The sequence below is a fragment of the Staphylococcus caeli genome, from assembly GCF_900097965.1.
GTDB classification, from domain to species: Bacteria; Bacillota; Bacilli; order Staphylococcales; family Staphylococcaceae; genus Staphylococcus; species Staphylococcus caeli.
In genome coordinates this window covers 25515-46991 of the sequence record NZ_FMPG01000007.1, presented here as the reverse complement: position 1 = coordinate 46991, position 21477 = coordinate 25515, and the positions used below count along the sequence as shown (strand labels likewise).

Annotated in this window: 18 protein-coding genes and 1 pseudogene; 18 read left to right on the top strand and 1 reads right to left on the bottom strand. The window is 34.1% G+C overall.

All coding sequences use genetic code 11. The features are described 5' to 3' along the window. Positions 1-11: 11 nt before the first annotated feature. Complete coding sequence (locus tag BJS11_RS08585) at positions 12-227, bottom strand: hypothetical protein (protein WP_069995794.1); 216 nt, start codon at positions 225-227, stop codon at positions 12-14. A 165-nt stretch (positions 228-392) separates the two neighbouring features. Here BJS11_RS08585 and BJS11_RS08580 point away from each other — a divergent pair, with 165 nt between their 5' ends. From BJS11_RS08580 to BJS11_RS08495, 18 genes and pseudogenes are all read left to right on the top strand, one after another. Then, a complete protein-coding gene (locus BJS11_RS08580) occupies positions 393-1181 on the top strand; it encodes a TIGR00282 family metallophosphoesterase (RefSeq protein ID WP_069995795.1) in 789 nt (262 codons plus the stop codon). 115 nt (positions 1182-1296) lie between these two features. Next, positions 1297-3057, top strand: coding sequence for a 2-oxoacid:acceptor oxidoreductase subunit alpha (locus BJS11_RS08575; RefSeq protein ID WP_069995796.1), 1761 nt, complete (start codon positions 1297-1299; stop codon positions 3055-3057). Further along, entirely contained in the window at positions 3058-3924 is an 867-nt protein-coding gene (locus tag BJS11_RS08570) for a 2-oxoacid:ferredoxin oxidoreductase subunit beta (protein ID WP_069995797.1), read from the top strand. A gap of 146 nt (positions 3925-4070) precedes the next feature. Then, positions 4071-4703, top strand: a complete 633-nt coding sequence (locus BJS11_RS08565) for a poly-gamma-glutamate hydrolase family protein (protein WP_069995798.1) — start codon at positions 4071-4073, stop codon at positions 4701-4703. A 96-nt stretch (positions 4704-4799) separates the two neighbouring features. Beyond that, positions 4800-5438 (top strand): poly-gamma-glutamate hydrolase family protein, encoded by a 639-nt coding sequence (locus tag BJS11_RS08560; protein WP_069995799.1) that lies wholly within the window; start codon positions 4800-4802, stop codon positions 5436-5438. A 53-nt stretch (positions 5439-5491) separates the two neighbouring features. Next, positions 5492-5875, top strand: coding sequence for an RrF2 family transcriptional regulator (locus BJS11_RS08555; protein WP_069995800.1), 384 nt, complete (start codon positions 5492-5494; stop codon positions 5873-5875). Between the two features lie 58 nt (positions 5876-5933). After that, entirely contained in the window at positions 5934-6230 is a 297-nt protein-coding gene (locus BJS11_RS08550) for a thiamine-binding protein (protein WP_069995801.1), read from the top strand. Positions 6231-6490: 260 nt separating this feature from the next. Then, positions 6491-8032 carry a tRNA (N6-isopentenyl adenosine(37)-C2)-methylthiotransferase MiaB gene (miaB, locus tag BJS11_RS08545; RefSeq protein ID WP_069995802.1) on the top strand — a complete coding sequence of 514 codons (1542 nt, stop codon included), beginning with the start codon at positions 6491-6493 and terminating at the stop codon, positions 8030-8032. Continuing rightward, positions 8032-8382, top strand: a complete 351-nt coding sequence (locus BJS11_RS08540) for a YlbF/YmcA family competence regulator (protein ID WP_069995803.1) — start codon at positions 8032-8034, stop codon at positions 8380-8382. Before miaB ends, BJS11_RS08540 begins: the two co-directional genes overlap by 1 nt. Positions 8383-8418: 36 nt before the next feature. Further along, positions 8419-8907, top strand: a complete 489-nt coding sequence (gene thiW, locus BJS11_RS08535) for an energy coupling factor transporter S component ThiW (protein ID WP_069995804.1) — start codon at positions 8419-8421, stop codon at positions 8905-8907. Positions 8908-9370: 463 nt separating this feature from the next. Beyond that, positions 9371-11762, top strand: a pseudogene (gene mutS / locus BJS11_RS08530) (DNA mismatch repair protein MutS); the annotation flags it as partial. A 308-nt stretch (positions 11763-12070) separates the two neighbouring features. Next, positions 12071-14029, top strand: coding sequence for a DNA mismatch repair endonuclease MutL (mutL, locus tag BJS11_RS08525; RefSeq protein WP_069995806.1), 1959 nt, complete (start codon positions 12071-12073; stop codon positions 14027-14029). An 11-nt stretch (positions 14030-14040) separates the two neighbouring features. Further along, a complete protein-coding gene (locus BJS11_RS08520) occupies positions 14041-14574 on the top strand; it encodes a glycerol-3-phosphate responsive antiterminator (RefSeq protein WP_069995807.1) in 534 nt (177 codons plus the stop codon). A gap of 226 nt (positions 14575-14800) precedes the next feature. Beyond that, positions 14801-15790, top strand: a complete 990-nt coding sequence (locus tag BJS11_RS08515; protein WP_374699935.1) for a S66 family peptidase — start codon at positions 14801-14803, stop codon at positions 15788-15790. Between the two features lie 171 nt (positions 15791-15961). Next, positions 15962-16780 (top strand): MIP/aquaporin family protein, encoded by an 819-nt coding sequence (locus tag BJS11_RS08510; RefSeq protein ID WP_069995808.1) that lies wholly within the window; start codon positions 15962-15964, stop codon positions 16778-16780. Positions 16781-16961: 181 nt separating this feature from the next. Next, positions 16962-18464, top strand: coding sequence for a glycerol kinase GlpK (glpK, locus tag BJS11_RS08505; protein ID WP_069995809.1), 1503 nt, complete (start codon positions 16962-16964; stop codon positions 18462-18464). 146 nt (positions 18465-18610) lie between these two features. Next, positions 18611-20284: a glycerol-3-phosphate dehydrogenase/oxidase gene (locus tag BJS11_RS08500; RefSeq protein WP_069995810.1), complete on the top strand. Its 1674-nt coding sequence runs from the start codon at positions 18611-18613 to the stop codon at positions 20282-20284. 242 nt (positions 20285-20526) lie between these two features. Continuing rightward, entirely contained in the window at positions 20527-21477 is a 951-nt protein-coding gene (locus tag BJS11_RS08495) for an alpha/beta hydrolase (RefSeq protein ID WP_069995811.1), read from the top strand.

The following is a 21477-nucleotide window of genomic DNA, read 5'->3' as shown; positions in this document are numbered from 1 at the left end:
AAAATAATAATTTAAGTGAGTTCTAAATCGGCCTGATTAACTTCTTTAATAATTTCAGCCGTATCATAACAATTTGTTGAGATATTTGCATATCTTTCAGCTAAGCGATAAGCATTGATATACAATTCTAAACTTTCTTTAGCGATATCTTCTGGATCTTCACTTTTTGATGGATTTGCTGTAAGAACTAAGTCAGCAAAATGTTGTGGATCAATATTGATTGACATGTATACTTTCCAACTCCTATATTTTTGGATTATTACATTTCTAATATTACTTATACCACTAATAATTCATTTAAAACTTTGTTGATTTGCTAAAATTTTAGTCTAGAGTCTTTTCAACCTTATTGAATTGCATTAAACTAAGACTATGAGAGGATGAACATATCAATGAGATTACTTTTTATCGGTGATATTGTAGGTAAAGTAGGTCGAGAGGCAATAACTACATATTTATCAAGACTGAAACAAACATATCGCCCAACAGTTACTATTGTTAATGCTGAAAATGCTGCACATGGTAAAGGATTAACTGAAAAAATATATAAAGATTTATTAAGAGAAGGCGTAGACTTTATGACAATGGGCAACCACACATATGGACAACGCCAAATTTATGATTTTATAGATTCTGCAAATCGTATGGTGCGTCCGGCGAATTTTCCAGAAGGTGCACCAGGTGTTGGTATGCGATTTATCCAAATAAATGAAACGAAATTAGCGATTATTAATTTACAAGGTCGTGCTTTTATGCAAGACATTGATGATCCATTTAAAAAAGCAGATGCACTAATTGAAGAAGCGCAAAAAGAGACAGATTATATTTTTGTAGATTTCCACGCAGAAACGACTTCAGAAAAAAATGCAATGGGTTGGTATTTAGATGGAAGAGTAAGTGCAGTTGTAGGTACACACACACATATTCAAACATCAGATGAACGCATATTGCCGGGTGGTACTGGATATATCACAGATGTTGGCATGACTGGTTTTTATGATGGAATTTTAGGGATAAATAGAAATGAAGTGATTACACGATTTATTACGAGTTTGCCACAACGACATGTAGTCCCAGATGAAGGACGTAGCGTATTGTCTGGTGTTATTATTGATATTAACAAAGAAGGTAAAACGACGCATATTGAACGTGTATTAATTAATGATGATCACCCATTTTAAAAGTATCGTCCATTAGTATGAATTTAAAAAACTACCACTCTTTACATAGTAATAGAGTGGTTTATTTTGATATGATAAATAATGAATTATTATAACCACTAGGAGGAAAGATGATATGAAATCACAAGTATCATGGAAAGTGGGCGGACAACAAGGTGAAGGTATAGAATCTACGGGTGAAATCTTCGCTACTGCTATGAATCGTAAAGGGTATTACTTATACGGATATCGTCATTTTTCAAGTAGAATTATGGGCGGACATACAAACAATAAAATAAGAGTGTCTACTACACCTGTACATGCAATTAGCGACGATTTAGATATTTTAATCGCATTTGATCAAGAAACAATTGAACTCAATCATCATGAAATGCGTGAAGATAGTATTATTATCGCGGATAGCAAAGCGAAACCAGAAAAACCTGAAAAATGTCGTGCACAGTTGATAGACTTACCATTTACTGCAACTGCTAAAGAACTAGGCACTGCACTTATGAAAAACATGGTGGCAATTGGTGCAACATGTGCCGTGATGGATTTGGATAAATCTGATTTTGAGACATTAATTACTAATATGTTTACTAAAAAGGGTGAAAAAGTTGTTAGCTTAAATATAGAAGCATTAAATGAAGGTTATCGTTTAATGAAAGCACAACTTGATTCTGTTGATAGTGATTTTGTTTTAGAAGATACAGAAAGTACACCACATCTATACATGATTGGTAATGATGCGATTGGTTTAGGTGCATTATCTGCAGGTTCACGTTTTATGGCTGCTTACCCAATAACACCAGCATCTGAAATCATGGAATATATGATTGAAAATCTGCCTAAGGTCGGCGGTACTGTTGTACAAACTGAAGATGAGATAGCTGCTGCAAATATGGCGATTGGTTCCAATTACGCTGGTGTACGTGCATTTACTGCGAGTGCGGGTCCAGGTCTATCACTAATGATGGAAGCAATTGGTTTGTCGGGAATGACAGAAACACCTTTTGTAGTTATCAATACTCAACGTGGTGGACCTTCGACAGGTTTACCAACAAAGCAAGAGCAATCTGATTTAATGCAAATGATTTATGGAACACATGGTGATATTCCAAAAATTGTTGTTGCACCAACAGATGCAGAAGATGCTTTCTATTTAACGATGGAAGCTTTTAACTTGGCAGAAATGTATCAATGTCCGGTCATTATTTTAAGTGATTTACAATTATCACTAGGTAAACAAACCGTTGACCAGTTAGATTTCCGTAAAATTGACATTAATCGCGGCGAAATGATTCAATCAGATATTTCACGCGAGGAAGACGATAAAGCTTACTTTAAACGTTATGCATTAACAGATAGCGGTATTTCACCAAGACCTATTCCAGGTGTAAAAGGTGGCATACATCATGTCACAGGTGTCGAACATAACGAAGAAGGTAAACCAAGTGAGGTTGCAAATAATAGACAGCAACAAATGGATAAACGTATGCGTAAAATAGAACATCTATTAATTCAGAATCCTGTGGAAGCAGATTTAACTCATGAAACAGCTGATATTTTATATCTTGGCTTTATTTCAACTAAAGGTGCAATACAAGAAGGTAAATCAAGATTAGAAGCGCAAGGTGTGAAAGTGAATCATTTACAAATTAGACAACTACATCCGTTCCCAAGTGAAACGATTCAACAAGCTATAGATAATGCATCCAAAGTCGTAGTTGTGGAGCACAATTATCAAGGACAACTTGCAAGTATTATAAAAATGAATGTCAATTTAGGCGATAAACTAGTGAAACAAACGAAATATGATGGCACACCATTTTTACCACACGAGATTGAAACTAAAGGTATTGAAATCGCAAAAGAATTAAAGGAGTTGGTGTAAATGGCAACATTTAAAGATTTTAGAAATAATGTTAAACCTAACTGGTGTCCAGGTTGTGGTGACTTCTCTGTTCAAGCAGCTATCCAAAAAGCAGCAGCAAACGTTGGTTTAGAACCAGAAGAAGTGGCAATCATAACAGGAATCGGATGCTCAGGTCGCTTGTCAGGTTATGTTAACTCTTATGGTGTCCATGGTATACATGGTCGTTCATTACCTTTAGCACAAGGCGTGAAAATGGCGAATAAAGATTTAACGGTTATTGCTTCTGGTGGTGACGGTGATGGTTATGCTATAGGTATGGGGCATACGATACATGCATTACGTCGAAATATGAATATGACTTACATTGTTATGGACAACCAAATTTACGGACTAACTAAAGGTCAAACATCTCCATCTTCGGCACAAGGATTTGTGACTAAATCAACACCTAAAGGTAATATCGAACAAAATGTGGCTCCTTTAGAATTAGCATTATCGTCAGGTGCGACGTTTGTAGCACAAGGCTTCTCAAGTGATATAAAAGGCTTAACGAAAATGATAGAAGACGCAATTAACCATGATGGCTTCTCATTTGTTAATGTGTTCTCACCCTGTGTCACATACAATAAAGTGAATACGTATGATTGGTTTAAAGAAAATTTAACGAGTATTGATGATATTGAAGATTATGATGTTGCAGATAAACAAAAAGCAACACAAAAAGTGTTAGAATACAATTCACTACTCAAAGGTATTGTGTATCAAGATACAGAAACACCATCGTTTGAATCACAAATCGATGAGATGAATGGTACACCTCTAGCAAAACAAGATATTCATATTGATGAAACGCAATTTGAAGCTTTAACGAAGCAATTTGTGTAATTCGGATAAAAACTATTGCGTTTCAAAGCTGTTACATTATTGACTGATAAGGCAACGTCGCCGTATCATTGTAATCGATAATGTGGCAGCTTTTTATTATAGAAATGAATACATAATTTTATTATCAAAAATTGGAGGATATCATCTTGGTCGATCACTATTGCTCTATGACAGAGCTCATAGCACAAACATCCGCTAACAAAGATTGGGAAATAATTTCACAAGATAACCAAACAACTGCACTTGTTACAGCAGTTCACGGTGGTGCAATCGAACGTGGTACTTCAGAAATTGCGCAATTAACCAGCGAATATGACGGTTTAAGTTTTTACACTTTTAAAGGAACAAGAAAGAATAAAAATAATGAATTGCATGTAACCTCCAGACATTTTGATGAACCAATACTTAAATCAATGGTCAAACAGCATGCATATATTATTTCTTTTCATGGATGTATGGGTAACCAAGCAGAGGTCTATATAGGTGGGAGAGATATGGCGCTTGCCAAAAGGATACAACAGTATCTTGAAGCAATCGGAGTTACTGTAAAACCAGCACCAGCTCATATTTCGGGTATGCATGCAGATAATTTTGTAAATGAAGGTACAAGATTGCAAGGTGTCCAATTAGAATTAACGGTTGCGCTCAGAAGAAAATGCTTCAAAAATAATAAATACAACTTACATGATAGAGAAAATCGAGAAAATTGGTCGCAGTTTATGTTTGATTTTACAACAGCAATTAATACAGCATTACAAGAAGAAATGAGCGAGAAATAATGAAATAATATGTTAAGTTCACTTTTACATAATCTTAAGTTAATACAATTTCTCAAAGGGAATGTGTTACGTATAACCTTTGAGAGGAGCTTTGGTATGGCAGATAAATATAAATCAATGACCGAGTTAGAAGCAAATACAAATGAAAATGATGATTGGGAGATTGAAACACGTGATTTGGAAGGTGACGTCATAATCACAGCAATTCATGGTGGTGGTATTGAACCGGGTACAACCGAACTTGCTGATTGGACTGCACAAAAAGGAAATTTTGATTATTTTACTTTTAAAGGGATGAGATCTAAAGGAAATGAGGAACTCCATGTAACGTCACGCCATTATGATGAACCAGTTTTAATGGAAATGATCAAACCAAAAAGCAAAGCAGTTGCATTACATGGTTGCGTAGGAGAAACTCCAATTGTATATATTGGTGGCAAAGATCAACAACTCATACAAGAAATGACCCATCAATTTGAACAACTAGATATTAAAGTTGATCAAGCCCCAGAACGTATTTCAGGTGCACATGATGACAATATTATTAATTGTTGCCAAACAGGGGCAGGCGTACAGTTAGAATTAACTGCTGAATTAAGAAAAATGTGTTTTGAAAATCACAAATATAATAAAAAAAGTCGTGAAAATGAATCGAATCGCAGTCAGTTCATGGATGACTTTACTGATGCGATGGTTAATGCCATCCAGAACGCTAAACAATGTTTGAAAAACTGACAACGTTAGTCTATTATAGATTCATAATATCTATAATAGAAAGTTGAGGATATATGAAGTATTCAAAAGCAACAGATTATGCGTTACATGTATTATTATATATGATTAAAAATGAGGGTGAATCTAAAAAAATTCCTGTGCAATCACTTGCTTCAGCACTCAATATTTCAACAACCTACTTATCAAAGATACTGACACGTCTAGCTAAAGCAGGTATTATTAGTGCTAACAGTGGTGCTAAAGGTGGTTATCAATTAAAAAAAGGATGGCAAAATTATTCAGTTTACGAAGTAATTACAATAATTGAAGGCAGTCAAAACTTGCTTGAAGATAGTTTTAATCATGATAAACAATGCCCTATAAAATTAGTGATGGATGAAGCGGAACAAGCGCTTATTAATATCTTACGTCAAAAAACTTTAAGCGATTTGACATAAATCACGCTTATTATTTTGGTAAAATGTCTATAAGATTAAATTAAGGAGTTGAAGCAATATGAATGATACATTGATGAGTATTCAAATTATACCTAAAACGCCTAACGGAGAAGATGTCATTCCATACGTAGACGAAGCTATTAAATTTATCGACGAATCAGGCATGACATATAGAGTGGGTGCACTTGAAACTACAGTTCAAGGTGAAATGAATGAATGTTTGATCTTAATTCAGAAATTAAATGATCGTATGGTAGAACTTGAAATTCCAAGTATAATAAGCCAAGTTAAATTTTATCATGCACCGGAAGGTATCACGATTGAAACATTGACTGGAAAATACGACGCACAGTAATACTTGTGACAAATCGTGAAACAATAATAAGTGAAGATATATAAATATAAAAGGGCGCTTTGAAGTCAAACAGTATATGTTTGATGTCAGAGCGCCGCTTTTTGTATAAGTCTTTTTGCACTTTGTACGCAAATTTAATATAATGTAATAATGATTATGGATAAAGTTATAGAACTTTGAACGTTAAGGTTATCAGCAGATGATACGCGATATAAATAAGCAGGTTCTAAGTTGTTATGATATAGAAAGGATTTTGTAAAGTGAATGAAGAACAAAGAAAGCGTACTTCTATAGATGTTCTAGCCGAACGAGATAAAAAAACGAAAGACTACAGTAAATATTTTGAACATGTTTATCAGCCACCAAGTCTAAAAGAAGCACGTAAACGTGGGAAAGAAGAAATTAACTACAATCGTGATTTTCAAATTGACGAGAAATATAGAAATATGGGGCAAGGCAAGACGTTCCTCATCAAGACATATGGTTGCCAAATGAATGCACATGATACAGAAGTCATGGCAGGTATTTTAGGTGCATTAGGCTATACGCCAACAGAAGAAATGAATCAAGCAGATGTGATTCTAATTAATACTTGTGCAATTCGTGAAAATGCTGAAAATAAAGTGTTTAGTGAAATTGGAAATTTAAAGCATTTGAAAAAAGAAAAACCAGAAACAGTCATAGGTGTTTGTGGATGTATGTCACAAGAAGAGTCCGTTGTTAATAAAATATTAAAATCTTATCAAAACGTAGATATGATATTTGGTACGCATAATATACATCGTTTACCTGAAATTTTAGAAGAAGCATACTTGTCAAAAGCAATGGTTGTTGAAGTATGGTCTAAAGAAGGCGATGTTATTGAGAATCTTCCTAAAGTTAGGGAAGGCAATATTAAAGCGTGGGTAAATATTATGTACGGCTGTGATAAATTCTGTACATACTGTATCGTTCCATTTACAAGAGGTAAAGAGCGTAGTAGACGTCCGGAAGATATCATTGAAGAAGTTCGAGATTTAGCACGTCAAGGGTATCAGGAAATTACTTTATTAGGTCAAAATGTTAATTCATATGGTAAAGATATTGAAGGTTTAGATTATGGATTAGGTGAATTATTAGAGGATATTTCTCGAATTGATATTCCACGTGTCAGATTTACGACAAGTCACCCTTGGGATTTTACAGACAGCATGATTGATGTCATCGCTAAAGGTGGTAATATCGTGCCACATGTGCATTTACCGGTACAATCTGGTAATAATGCTGTTTTGAAAATTATGGGCCGTAAATATACGAGAGAAAGTTATTTAGATTTAGTTGAACGTATTAAAACTAAAATTCCAAATGTTGCATTGACAACGGATATTATCGTAGGTTATCCAAATGAAACGGATGAACAGTTCCAAGAAACACTTTCACTTTATGACGAAGTTGAATTTGAACATGCCTACACATATATTTATTCGCAAAGAGATGGTACACCAGCTGCTAAAATGAAAGATAATGTACCTTTAGATGTGAAGAAAGCACGCTTGCAACAGTTGAACAAAAAAGTATCGCACTATTCAGAACGCGCGATGCAACAATATGAAGGTCAAGTGGTACAAGTCTTATGTGAGGGTGCAAGTAAAAAAGATGATACCGTATTAGCAGGTTATACAGCTAAGAATAAATTAGTGAATTTTAAAGCACCAAAATCAATGATAGGTAAAATTGTAGATGTTCAAGTTGATGAAGCGAAACAATATTCATTAAACGGCACATTTTTACGTGAGACAGAACAAGAGATGGTGACGCAATAATGTATGAAAGCGATGAAATATTAGCTGAAGCAGAGCGGTTAAGTGAACGAATAAAAGCTTTAGATACTGTTAAAGAATACCATCAAGTAGAGTCGCAAATTCATAATAATAAAAATCTTGAACAACGTATGAAAGAATTGAAGAAAAATCAAAAGCAATCCGTAAATTTACAAAATTATGGCAAAACCCAGGCATTACAAGCATCTGAAGATAAGATTGAACACATTGAACAAGATATCAATGTACTGCCAATTGTAGATGAGTTTAGAGCTTCACAAGCTGAAGCGAATGATTTATTACAAATGATGATTCACACGATGTCAGATAGATTAAATAATCACAAAGATTAGCTGATATATAGTACTAGAGGAAAGGAGATGAATACTATGAAAACTAAAAAATTAACTTTAACAGCAATATTTATTGCATTAAATGTTGTATTGAGTAGTATTATTGTGATTCCATTGGGACCGATTAAAGCAGCACCAATTCAACATCTGATTAATGTTTTGTGTGCAGTATTTGTTGGTCCATGGTTTGGATTGGCTCAAGCATTTATTTCATCAATATTGCGTATGATTTTTGGTACTGGAAGTTTCTTCGCCTTTCCTGGCAGTATGATAGGTGTGCTACTCGCAAGTGGTTTCTATTATTATAGAAAACATTTATTTATGGCGGCAGTGGGTGAAGTGATTGGTACTGGTATTATCGGTAGTATCATGTGTGTACCATTGGCTTGGATATTAGGTTTATCAGACCTTGCGATTAAGCCATTAATGACGGCGTTTATCGTATCAAGTATGATTGGTGCAATCATAAGTTATATTATTTTAATGGTGTTGAAGCGAAAAGGCATTTTAAAACGTTATATATAAAAATTGGGAAATGAGATTGGGACATATAGGTTGAAGCAAATTGTGATTTTAAGTTGTTAATTAAAGTTAGTTAACAAAATAATTTATCACAGTTGTTTTGAATTTTATATGACTTAATCTCATTTTTTGGTTAAAAATGGAATTGTATACATACAAAATTTTAGAAATATTAATTGGACATTTACAAATGGAATGAATAGGCGAAATATAAAAACATATGTTAAAATTTAAGAGTTAAAAACTAAATTAATTAAAAAATGAACGTGATGTCTTGGACTTGTGTCCTAGATTTTAAAATATATTCAAATGCAAGGTTAATCTATTAATCTACTAATGTATAAAATGAAAGAAAAGCCACAAAGTTTTAATACGTTAAACAAGCGCATATTATACTATTTATAAAAATTTAACATCAGTGTTACTAGAACATAAGAAAAATTAAAAAGGATTGTGAAATGAATTTATGACAAATCAAACGCCAATGATGCAGCAATATTTAAAAATAAAATCACAATATCAAGATTGTTTATTATTTTTTAGATTAGGTGATTTTTATGAAATGTTTTTTGAAGATGCTAAAACGGCATCTAGAGTTTTAGAAATCACACTAACTAAGCGAGACGCTAAGAAAGAGAATCCAATTCCTATGTGTGGGGTGCCTTATCATTCTGCAGATGGCTACATAGAAACATTAATTAATAACGGTTATAAAGTGGCTATTTGTGAACAAATGGAGGATCCAAAACAAACTAAAGGAATGGTTCATCGAGAAGTCGTGCGCATTGTGACGCCAGGTACGGTTATGGATAAAGGTGGCGTGGATGAAAAACAAAATAATTATATATTAAGTTTTATCCAAGGATCATCGATGTATGCGCTCAGTTATTGTGACGTATCGACTGGTGAGTTAAAAGTGACGCAATTTGAAGATGAGGCGACGCTAATTAACGAAATTACAACGATTAACCCAAATGAAATTGTTGTAAAAGAAGAGATAGGGGAAACATTAAAGCGTCAAATCAGTCTAACTACTGAAACGATTACAGTTTCCCCCGAAATATCAGAGGCATCATATGAAGTGAATACTGTTCGTGAGCCACATTTATTTAATGCAACACAATTACTATTAGACTACATTTATCATACGCAAAAACGTGACCTTTCACATATAGAATCTGTCATCAAATATGAGGCAGTAGATTTTATGAAAATGGATTTCTATGCTAAACGTAATCTAGAGTTAACTGAAAGTATTCGTTTAAAAACGAAAAAAGGTACGCTGCTTTGGCTTATGGATGAAACGAAAACACCTATGGGAGCAAGACGGTTAAAACAATGGATTGATAGACCACTCATTCAAAAACAACACATAGAATCACGTTTGGACACAGTGGATCAATTTATAAATCATTTTATAGAGCGAGACACATTACGTAATTATTTAAATCAAGTATACGATATCGAACGATTAGTTGGACGTGTGAGTTATGGTAATGTGAATGCACGAGACTTAATTCAGTTAAAACATTCAATTTCAGAAATACCTAATATTAAAAACCTATTATCAAATTTTGATGAACAAATGACTGCGCAGTTTGATGCGTTAGAGCCGTTAGATGAGTTGTTGACTTTATTGGAAGAAAGTTTAAAAGAAGAGCCGCCAATTTCAGTCAAAGAAGGTGGATTATTTAAATCTGGATTTAATGAGACACTAGATGGTTATTTAGAAGCTTCTAAAAATGGTAAAAGTTGGTTGGCAGAACTACAAACAAAAGAACGTCAACGTACAGGTATAAAGTCATTAAAAATAAGTTTTAACAAAGTGTTCGGTTATTTTATTGAAATTACGCGTGCGAATTTGCAAGGCTTCGATCCTACTGAATTTGGTTATCACAGAAAACAAACACTTTCAAATGCAGAACGTTTTATTACAGATGAGTTGAAAGAAAAAGAAGATATAATTTTAGGTGCAGAAGATAAAGCAATCGAATTAGAATACCAATTATTTGTCCAACTTAGAGAACAAATTAAGACCTATACGACACGTTTACAGCAACAAGCTAAGGTCATCTCTGAAATCGATTGTTTACAAAGTTTTGCTGAAATTGCACAAAAATATAATTATGCGAGACCTATGTTTAGCGACGATAAGACATTAGAATTGACGAATTCTAGACATCCGGTTGTTGAGCGTGTGATGGATCATAATGATTATGTACCGAATGACTGTGCGCTAGATAATGACACGTTCATTTATTTAATTACAGGTCCAAATATGTCAGGTAAATCGACATATATGAGACAAGTTGCAATTATAAGTATTATGGCGCAAATGGGTGCTTATGTTCCGTGTGAATCCGCAACTTTACCTATTTTTGACCAAATATTTACACGTATTGGGGCAGCAGATGATTTAGTTTCTGGAAAAAGTACATTTATGGTGGAAATGCTCGAAGCGCAAAAAGCATTAGCTCATGCAACAGAAGACAGTTTAATTATATTTGATGAAATTGGTAGAGGTACATCCACATATGATGGATTGGCATTAGCTCAAGCTATGATTGAATATGTAGCAAACACTTCGCACGCTAAGACATTATTTTCAACACACTATCATGAATTAACTACATTAGATCAGTCACTGCCTTGTTTGAAAAATGTTCATGTTGCTGCAAATGAATATAAGGGTGAACTTATTTTCTTACACAAAGTAAAAAATGGCGCGGTTGATGATAGTTATGGTATTCAAGTAGCGAAATTAGCCCATTTACCAGACGAAGTTATTCAAAGAGCGCAAGTGATATTGAATGCATTTGAACAAAAAGATAAACAAAGCCCACAAGTAACGATAAACGCAGTAGAAACTGACCGTAATTTGATGACATCAAGTGAAAATGAGCAACAAATAGCTGAACAGCATGATGAAGCGTCATATAATATAAACAATGAGGACGTCCAAACTGTTGCATATCCACAGGAACATACAAATAGTAAAAATCAGAAGCAGTTTGAACAACCAACATTTGATTTGTTCGATTCAGCAGAGACACAAAGCGAAGTTGAGAATGAAATCAAAACGTTAAATTTATCTAATATGACCCCAATCGAAGCACTTGTAAAGCTGAGTGAATTACAAAATCAATTGAAATAGAGGTGATGTCACATGGGTAAAATTAAAGAATTACAGACCTCATTAGCCAATAAAATAGCAGCCGGAGAAGTTGTAGAACGTCCAGGCTCAGTAGTTAAAGAATTATTAGAGAATGCGATTGATGCCCAAGCGACTGAAATCAATATTGAAGTGGAACAATCCGGTGTAGCATCTATTCGTGTCGTAGATAATGGCACAGGCATACACATAGATGATTTAGGTCTTGTATTCCATAGACATGCAACAAGTAAGTTAGATGCGGACGATGATTTGTTCCATATTCGGACACTTGGATTTCGTGGTGAGGCATTAGCTAGTATCTCTTCTGTTTCGAAAGTTACGTTGAAAACATGTACCGATAATGAAGAAGGACAACAGATATATGTAGAGAATGGTGAAATACTTGATCAAAAACCAGCGAAAGCAAAAAGAGGCACAGACATATTAGTTGAATCGCTTTTTTATAATACGCCAGCAAGGTTGAAATATATTAAGAGTTTATATACAGAATTGGGTAAAATTACTGACATTGTGAATCGTATGGCAATGAGTCATCCTGATATCCGTATATCACTTGTTTCTGACGGCAAGACAATTCTAAAAACGAATGGGTCTGGTCGTACGAACGAAGTAATGGCAGAAATTTATGGCATGAAAGTGGCTAAAGATTTAGTCCATATTTCAGGTGATACAAGCGACTATCATTTAGAAGGGTATGTTGCGAAGCCAGAACATTCAAGAAGTAATAATCATTACATTTCAGTGTTTATAAATGGAAGATATATAAAGAACTTTTTATTAAATAAAGCAATCTTAGAAGGGTATCATACGCTATTAATGATAGGACGTTTCCCTATTTGCTACATCAATATTGAAATGGATCCAATTTTAGTTGATGTTAATGTGCATCCAACCAAATTAGAAGTTAGATTATCGAAAGAAGATCAATTGTTTAGCTTAATTGTCGAAAAAATTCGTGAGGCCTTTAAAGATCGTATCCTTATACCTCAAAATGATATGGATAAACTTACGAAAAAGAACAAAGTATTAGATCAATTTAAACAACAGAAATTAGATTTTGAGCAGAAGCAACGAGGTAACTTATTTGAATCGAAACAAACAGAATCAGATAATAAAGACCATAGTATGCACCAAGCGTCAGACGAAACGAACAGTGTGTCATATCCATCGTATGTAGATGAGCATGCTGAAACCGTGCGTGACAATACAAATAATGACCAAGCATATTTAAATGCGCAACGTGAGCTCTTGCAAGATATGACAGCGAATGATATCTCTAAGTCTCAAGATGAATTTACAAACGAACCTGAACTACAGGCGAATTCAGATGATGATATTAAGGGTAGCGTCAGTGAAGACCCAACACGCAGAGTACCGTACATGGAAGTGGTTGGCCAAGTTCATGGGACCTATATCATTGCACAAAATGAAAACGGTATGTTTATGATTGACCAACATGCTGCACAAGAACGCATCAAATATGAATATTTCAGAGAAAAAATTGGGGAAGTATCAAACGAACTTCAAAATTTATTGATACCGCTTACCTTCCACTTTTCAACGGATGAGTTAATGATTATCAATCAACACAAAGATGAATTAGATAAAGTAGGTGTACATTTAGAACCATTTGGAGGTAACGATTATATCGTAGACAGTTATCCTGTTTGGTTTCCATCATCTGAAGCGGAAGAAATTATCAAAGATATGATTGAATATGTCTTAGAGCATAAGAAAGTAAATGTTAAAAAGATACGTGAAGATGCCGCGATTATGATGAGTTGTAAAAAATCAATTAAGGCAAATCACTTTTTAAAGAATGAGGAAATGGCGGATTTAGTTAACCAATTAAGAGAAACAGAAGATCCATTTACCTGCCCACATGGTAGACCAATTATGATTAACTTTTCAAATTACGAATTAGAAAGACTGTTTAAACGGATTATCTAGGAGGTTAGTGGATGAAACCACATATTTTACCAGCTATTCGCTCAATGAAAGACTTAGAAAAAATGACGCAAACAGATTATAAAGAATGTGTGTTATTAGATACGCATATTGGTCATATTAAAAGTATTATGGATCTATTAAAGAAAAATCAAATTGAAACATATATGCATATCGATTTAATTAAAGGTATGAGTCATGATGAATTTGCTTGTGAATATATCATACAGAATTATCATCCTAAAGGCATAGTATCAACTAAAACGAAAGTCATCAATAAGGCAAAAGCATTAAATACAACGACTGTCTTTCGTGTGTTTATATTAGATAGTCACGCTTTAGCTAGAAGTATCGAACTGATAAAGCGTGTTGAACCTGATTACGTTGAAGTATTGCCAGGTATTGCAACAAAAGCAATTCAAATTATCAATGAGCAGACGAATACATCAGTCATTGCTGGTGGACTTATTAATACTGTGAATGAAGTAGATATTGCTGTTGAAAATGGTGCGAAATACATTACTACAAGTGATCGACAGTTGTGGTAAATTCTAAAGGCAATATATTAAATAATTAATAATCGGAGTAGTGTTGAATGTTAAAATGTATTAAACTTCAGGGCTACTCCTTTTGTATATAGTGAAATTCAAATTAGTTGAGAATTGCTTGTGTGTTGGAAATGATGTGAGTTACCTTTAATAAAGGAGGAAGCAAATTATGAACAAAGCAATGATTTAACCTCGAAAACTTCAACGTGGTGATACAGTAGCTATCGTGTCTTTATCTTCTGGTCTTGCAGGCGAATCGTCAATATTATGGCGTACTTATCAAGGGATAGAACGTCTAAAATCAGTGTTCGGTTTAAAAGTGAAAGTGATGCCCCATGCATTAAAAGGACGTCAGTTTGTACATAATCATCCTGAGCTTCGTGCAGCAGATTTGAATGCAGCTATTAAAGATGATGACATTAACGGCATTATAAGTTGTATAGGTGGTGATGATGCGATACGCATATTACCTTATGTCGATCTTGAAGCAATTCGCAAGCATCCTAAAATTTTTATTGGCTATTCTGATTCAACTACGGTGCATATGATGTTTTATTGTATGGGCATCGTTAGCTTTTATGGACCGGCACTTTTAACTGATTTTGCAGAAAATATAGCAATGGATACATATACGATTAATAATATTGAAAAAAGTCTATTTTGTAGTGAGCCAATCGGTAATATATCAGCATCGGAGTATATTCGACCATATGGATTGAGTTGGAATATTGAAAATAAAAATATTGCTAGACCTGTAGTAGAACAACATGGATATGAATTACTTCAGGGTAATGGCGTTGTTCAAGGTCATTTAGTTGGTGGGAATATTGAAACATTAGTCAGTTTACAAGCTACTTCATTATTTCTAAATAAATATGAAAGTGATGGTGCTATACTTTTTATAGAAACATCTGAAGATATGCCTGCACCAAGAGAATTGCAAAATCAATTAGAAATTTTAATTCAATATGACATTATTACAAATTGCAATGGATTAATATTTGGCAAGCCTTTCAATAATGTCTACTATGAAGCATATAAAGCAATTATTTTGAAAGTGATGAAACGTCATCAATTGCAAGACAAACCCATTTTATATAATACATCTTTTGGACATAATGAACCGAAATTTATAATTCCCTATGGTGTTAAAGGTGAAATAAATAGTGATACACAACAATTTAGAATATTAGAAAATGGAGTTGTATCAATTTAAATTGTGACAAATTTTTTACGAAAATTATTGACAACGCTTACAGAAGCGTTGTAAGATGGACACAAGTTAATAAATAGAACAGAGATGGGAGATTTCTACAGTACTTAAACCGGTGGTTCGAAACTGGCTATATTGTAGGAATCTCTTTGTCTTTTATTAGGAGGAGTCTCTATGAATGTGTATTTTGCTGAATTTTTGGGAACAGCAATACTAATTTTATTCGGGGGTGGCGTTTGCGCCAACGTTAATTTGAAAAAAAGTGCCGGTAACGGTGCAGACTGGATTGTAATTGCATTAGGTTGGGGACTTGCAGTTTCTATGGGTGTGTATGCAGTAGGAAACATTTCTGGTGCGCATTTAAACCCTGCCGTTACTTTAGCATTTGCGATGGATGGTGCTATAAATTGGAGCATGGTACCTGGTTATATTATTTGCCAAATTCTTGGTGGTACTTTTGGTGGTGCCTTAGTTTGGCTAATGTACTTAGCACACTGGAAACAAACGGAAGATCAAGGCGCAAAATTAGGTGTGTTCTCAACTGCACCTGCAATCAAAAATTATTTTGCTAACTTTTTAAGTGAAATTATTGGTACTGCAACTTTAACTTTAGGTTTAATGTTTATCGGTATGAATAAAATTGCAGACGGCTTAAACCCATTAATCGTCGGCGGTTTAATTGTTGCAATTGGTTTAAGTTTAGGTGGACCAACAGGTTATGCAATTAACCCTGCACGTGACTTAGGTCCACGTATTGCGCATGCAATTTTACCAATTGCAGGTAAAGGTAAATCAAATTGGAGTTATGCAATCGTCCCTGTTTTAGGACCTATTACAGGTGGTATGATGGGTGCTGTTATTTATAGATTATTTTATAAAGGTGCGTTTGACACTTTATCAGTAGTCGCAATTGTATTATTGATTGTAACGATGGTACTTGGTGTTGCATTAAATAAAGCGAAAAGTGCAAAAGGTATCGAAGCTGTATACTAATTAAGTTACAACTATCCTGTTTATACGTTAAACTATAAGCAGGATTTGTAATATATAAATTTAAATGATTTAACCATGTTTGTTAAGCTAAATTATAGGTAATGAGTGTAGTAGGATTTGAGTCTTATAATTTACTTACATACGATATATACGACAAAGTGATAAAAGGGAGATTATAATTATGGAAAAATATATTTTATCTATTGACCAAGGTACGACAAGTTCAAGGGCAATCTTATTTGATAAAGACGGCGAAATAAAAGGTGTCGCTCAACGTGAATTCAAACAATTCTTTCCTAAATCAGGTTGGGTAGAACATGATGCCAACGAAATTTGGACTTCTGTTCTAGCTGTTATGGCAGAAGTGTTAAATGAAAGTAATGTCGGTGCGGATCAAATTGCAAGTATTGGTATCACAAACCAACGTGAAACAACTGTTGTATGGGATAAAAATACATCGCGCCCAATCTATCACGCAATTGTATGGCAATCGCGTCAAACACAAGGTATTTGTCAACAATTAAAAGAACAAGGTTTAGAAGATAAGTTCCGTGAGAAAACTGGTTTATTATTAGATCCATACTTTGCTGGTACAAAAGTCAAATGGATTTTAGACAATGTTGACGGTGCGAGAGAAAAAGCAGAAAATGGTGATTTACGCTTCGGTACAATTGATTCTTGGTTAGTATGGAAATTATCTGGCGGTAAAGCGCATATTACAGATTATACGAATGCGAGTCGTACATTAATTTATAATATCCATGATTTAGAGTGGGATAAAGAATTATTGGACATTTTAGATATTCCTGAATCATTACTTCCAGAAGTAAAACCATCCAGTGAAGTATATGCAAACACAATTGATTATCATTTCTTTGGTAAAGAAGTACCAATTTCTGGTATTGCTGGTGACCAACAAGCAGCTTTATTTGGTCAAGCTTGTTTCAACCGTGGAGACGTGAAAAACACATATGGTACAGGTGGTTTCATGTTAATGAACACTGGTGAAGAAGCGGTTACTTCGAAGAGTGGATTATTAACTACGATTGCATATGGTCTTGATGGAAAAGTTAACTATGCATTAGAAGGTTCTATCTTCGTATCAGGTTCTGCTATTCAATGGTTAAGAGATGGATTAAGAATGATTAATTCAGCACCGCAATCAGAAAATTATGCAGAACGTGTTGAATCTACGGAAGGTGTATACGTTGTACCAGCATTTGTAGGTTTAGGTACACCATATTGGGATGCAGATGCACGTGGTGCTATCTTCGGCTTAACGCGTGGTACAGAAAAAGAGCATTTCATCCGTGCGACATTAGAATCACTATGCTATCAAACACGTGACGTGCTAGAAGCGATGGAAAAAGATTCTGGTATTAAAGTAAATAATTTACGTGTCGATGGTGGTGCAGTTAAGAATAATTTCATCATGCAATTCCAATCAGACTTGTTAAACGTAGGTGTAGAACGTCCAGAAATTAATGAAACAACAGCTTTAGGTGCAGCATACCTAGCTGGTCTTGCGGTTGGATTCTGGGATAGCAAAGATGAAATTGCTAATCGTTGGAAACTTGAAAAATCATTTGAACCAGACATGATTGATAAAGATAGAGAGAGATTATATAAAGGCTGGAAGAAAGCTGTAGAAGCAACTCAAGTTTTTAAATTAGAAGAAGAATAAAAAATTAGACTAAAAGTTGTTATATATGATACAATACGGGTAAGTTAATAATATCGAGATGAGAAACGAGAGATTCAGTTCGTACAATAATATATGTATGGGATGAATCTCTCGTTTTTTAATATTTTAGGAGGCGCTAGTTTATTATGAGTTTATCAACGTTGAAAAGAGAACAAGTCAAAAAAGATTTAAAGAATAATGAATTTGATGTTGTAATTATCGGTGGAGGTATCACTGGTGCAGGGATAGCTTTAGATGCAAGTGAAAGAGGCATGAAAGTTGCTCTTGTTGAAATGCAAGACTTTGCACAAGGTACGAGTTCACGTTCTACTAAATTAGTACATGGTGGACTTCGTTACTTGAAACAATTACAAGTTGGTGTTGTAGCTGAAACTGGTCGTGAACGTGCGATTGTGTATGAAAATGGACCACACGTAACTACACCAGAACGTATGTTATTACCAATGCACAAAGGCGGATCAATGGGTAAATTCACGACGTCAATTGGTTTAGCAATGTATGATAGATTAGCAGGCGTTAAAAAAGCAGAACGTAAAACGATGTTAAATGCGAAAGAAACATTAGAAAAAGAACCACTTGTTAAAAAAGCAGGTCTTAAAGGTGGCGGTTCTTATGTTGAATACCGTACTGACGATGCTCGTTTAACTATTGAAGTTATGAAACGTGCCGAAGAAAAAGGCGCAACAATTATCAACCATACAAAATCAGTACATTTCACATACGATTCAAATGAAAAAGTAAATGGTATTCATGTTGAAGACCAAATTTCAAAAGAAACGTACCCAATTAAAGCTAAAAAAGTAATCAATGCAAGTGGTCCATGGGTAGATGAAGTACGTAGTGGCGACTATGCACGTAATAATAAACAATTACGTTTAACTAAAGGTGTTCATATCGTAATTGACCAATCTAAATTCCCATTAGGTCAAGCAGTATACTTTGATACTGAAAAAGATGGACGTATGATTTTCGCTATTCCACGTGAAGGGAAAGCGTATGTTGGTACAACTGATACGTTCTATGACAATGACAAAACAACACCATTAGCAACACAAGAAGATAGAGATTACTTAGTTGATGCTATCAACTATATGTTCCCAGATGTAAATGTATCTGATGAAGATATTGAATCGTCATGGGCAGGTATTAGACCACTTATTTTAGAAGAAGGTAAAGATCCATCTGAAATTTCACGTAAAGATGAAGTTTGGGAAGGTAAATCTGGTCTATTAACAATTGCTGGTGGTAAATTAACAGGTTATCGTCACATGGCGTTAGAAATTGTTGATTTATTATCAAAACGCTTAAAATCAGAATACAACCTTAAATTTGATAAATGTGCTACCAAACACTTAACTATTTCTGGCGGAGATGTCGGCGGTAGTAAAAACTTCGATAAATTTATCGAGCAAAAAGTTGAAGAAGCAAAATCTTATCAAATCGATGAAGCGACAGCACGTCACTTTGCTTCAAAATATGGTTCAAATGCTGAAGAATTATTCAAAATTGCTCAAACTGCGCAATACCAAGAAACTGGTTTACCATTAGATATTTATACTGAATTAGTATATTCTATTCAAAATGAAATGGTTTATCGCCCAACAGATTTCTTTATTCGTCGTACTGGTAAACTTTACTTCAAGATTGATGATGTCTTAAATTATAAAGATCAAGTAATTGACGTTATGGCTAGTCTTTTAGGTTATACAGATATCCAAAAAGAAGCATATACAAAAGAATTACAAGTTGCGATTAATGAAGCACAAACTGGTAATGCTCAACCAGCTGTCAAAGAATAATTTAATATTATTTGACAGGTTATAAAATATAAGCACAAATCTTAGCTATCAACATTAATTTGTTGGTAGCTATTTTTAATAAGAAGTAAATTTCTATAAAATTGTTCACATAAAGTTACAAACATTGAAGCTGTAAGTGTATGCTTTTATCTATGACTTTGCGTACGATTTGATAACAGTTAAATTTGAAGGTATATTGTATAATGTATAGAATGAAAGACGTTGAGTATGGAGGCTATGACATGAGTAAATATGAATTTAAAATCACTGTTGCAGATGGCACAATGTTAGAGGCTAAATTAAATAAAGCTAAAAAAGAAACCATTGGTGTCGTTCATTTACTTCATGGTATGGCAGAACATATGGATAGATATGACAGACTTGTTGAATCACTTAATCAACAAGGCTATGATGTTTTACGCCATAATCATAGAGGTCACGGTAAAGACATCGATGAGCACACACGTGGTCAGATAGATGATTTGTCACAAGTTGCGGAAGATACATACGAAATTGCGCAAACGATGTGTGCACATTATAGTCATATTCCATATATTGTTATTGGCCATTCGATGGGGTCAATTGTTGCTCGGATTTTCATCCAAAAATACCCATCAGCTGCACAAGGGGTTATTTTATCGGGAACTATGCAATATCCTAGATATTTAGGTGTTCCGATGACTATCATATTAAAAGTAATTACGCTATTTTTCGGAAAACATCGTCGTATGACTTGGCTGAATCGTATCATGTATCGCTCTTTTAATAAAAATATTGATCACCAAAAAACATCGAGTGATTGGTTATCCAATGATGCTCATGAAGTAGAACAATTTATCAAAGATCCATATACTGGGTTTTTAGTATCCAACCAATTAATTTATCAAACAGTAAAACATATGATACAAACGAGTCGCGCACAAAATATCAAAAAAATGAATCCATATTTACCAATTTTACTGATTTCTGGTAAAGACGATCCTTTAGGAGAATATGGCAAAGGTATAAGAAAACTCGGTAAATTATATAAAAAAGCAGGTATTCATCATATCACTGTACATTTATATAAAAATAAAAGGCATGAAGTATTATTTGAACAAGGTTTTCATGAAACTTGGGATCATATGTATGAGTGGATAAAAAAACAAATTTTAAATAAACAAAAACATGAAGACAAACATAAAGAGAGTTGA

What these genes read in the sequence shown, in the direction of transcription:
- BJS11_RS08585 (WP_069995794.1), bottom strand. Translation starts at nt 227, where the DNA reads ATGTCAATCAATATTGATCCACAACATTTTGCTGACTTAGTTCTTACA.
- BJS11_RS08580 (WP_069995795.1), top strand. Translation starts at nt 393, where the DNA reads ATGAGATTACTTTTTATCGGTGATATTGTAGGTAAAGTAGGTCGAGAG.
- BJS11_RS08575 (WP_069995796.1), top strand. Translation starts at nt 1,297, where the DNA reads ATGAAATCACAAGTATCATGGAAAGTGGGCGGACAACAAGGTGAAGGT.
- BJS11_RS08570 (WP_069995797.1), top strand. Translation starts at nt 3,058, where the DNA reads ATGGCAACATTTAAAGATTTTAGAAATAATGTTAAACCTAACTGGTGT.
- BJS11_RS08560 (WP_069995799.1), top strand. Translation starts at nt 4,800, where the DNA reads ATGGCAGATAAATATAAATCAATGACCGAGTTAGAAGCAAATACAAAT.
- BJS11_RS08555 (WP_069995800.1), top strand. Translation starts at nt 5,492, where the DNA reads ATGAAGTATTCAAAAGCAACAGATTATGCGTTACATGTATTATTATAT.
- BJS11_RS08550 (WP_069995801.1), top strand. Translation starts at nt 5,934, where the DNA reads ATGAATGATACATTGATGAGTATTCAAATTATACCTAAAACGCCTAAC.
- BJS11_RS08540 (WP_069995803.1), top strand. Translation starts at nt 8,032, where the DNA reads ATGTATGAAAGCGATGAAATATTAGCTGAAGCAGAGCGGTTAAGTGAA.
- thiW (WP_069995804.1), top strand. Translation starts at nt 8,419, where the DNA reads ATGAAAACTAAAAAATTAACTTTAACAGCAATATTTATTGCATTAAAT.
- mutL (WP_069995806.1), top strand. Translation starts at nt 12,071, where the DNA reads ATGGGTAAAATTAAAGAATTACAGACCTCATTAGCCAATAAAATAGCA.
- BJS11_RS08520 (WP_069995807.1), top strand. Translation starts at nt 14,041, where the DNA reads ATGAAACCACATATTTTACCAGCTATTCGCTCAATGAAAGACTTAGAA.
- BJS11_RS08510 (WP_069995808.1), top strand. Translation starts at nt 15,962, where the DNA reads ATGAATGTGTATTTTGCTGAATTTTTGGGAACAGCAATACTAATTTTA.
- glpK (WP_069995809.1), top strand. Translation starts at nt 16,962, where the DNA reads ATGGAAAAATATATTTTATCTATTGACCAAGGTACGACAAGTTCAAGG.
- BJS11_RS08500 (WP_069995810.1), top strand. Translation starts at nt 18,611, where the DNA reads ATGAGTTTATCAACGTTGAAAAGAGAACAAGTCAAAAAAGATTTAAAG.
- BJS11_RS08495 (WP_069995811.1), top strand. Translation starts at nt 20,527, where the DNA reads ATGAGTAAATATGAATTTAAAATCACTGTTGCAGATGGCACAATGTTA.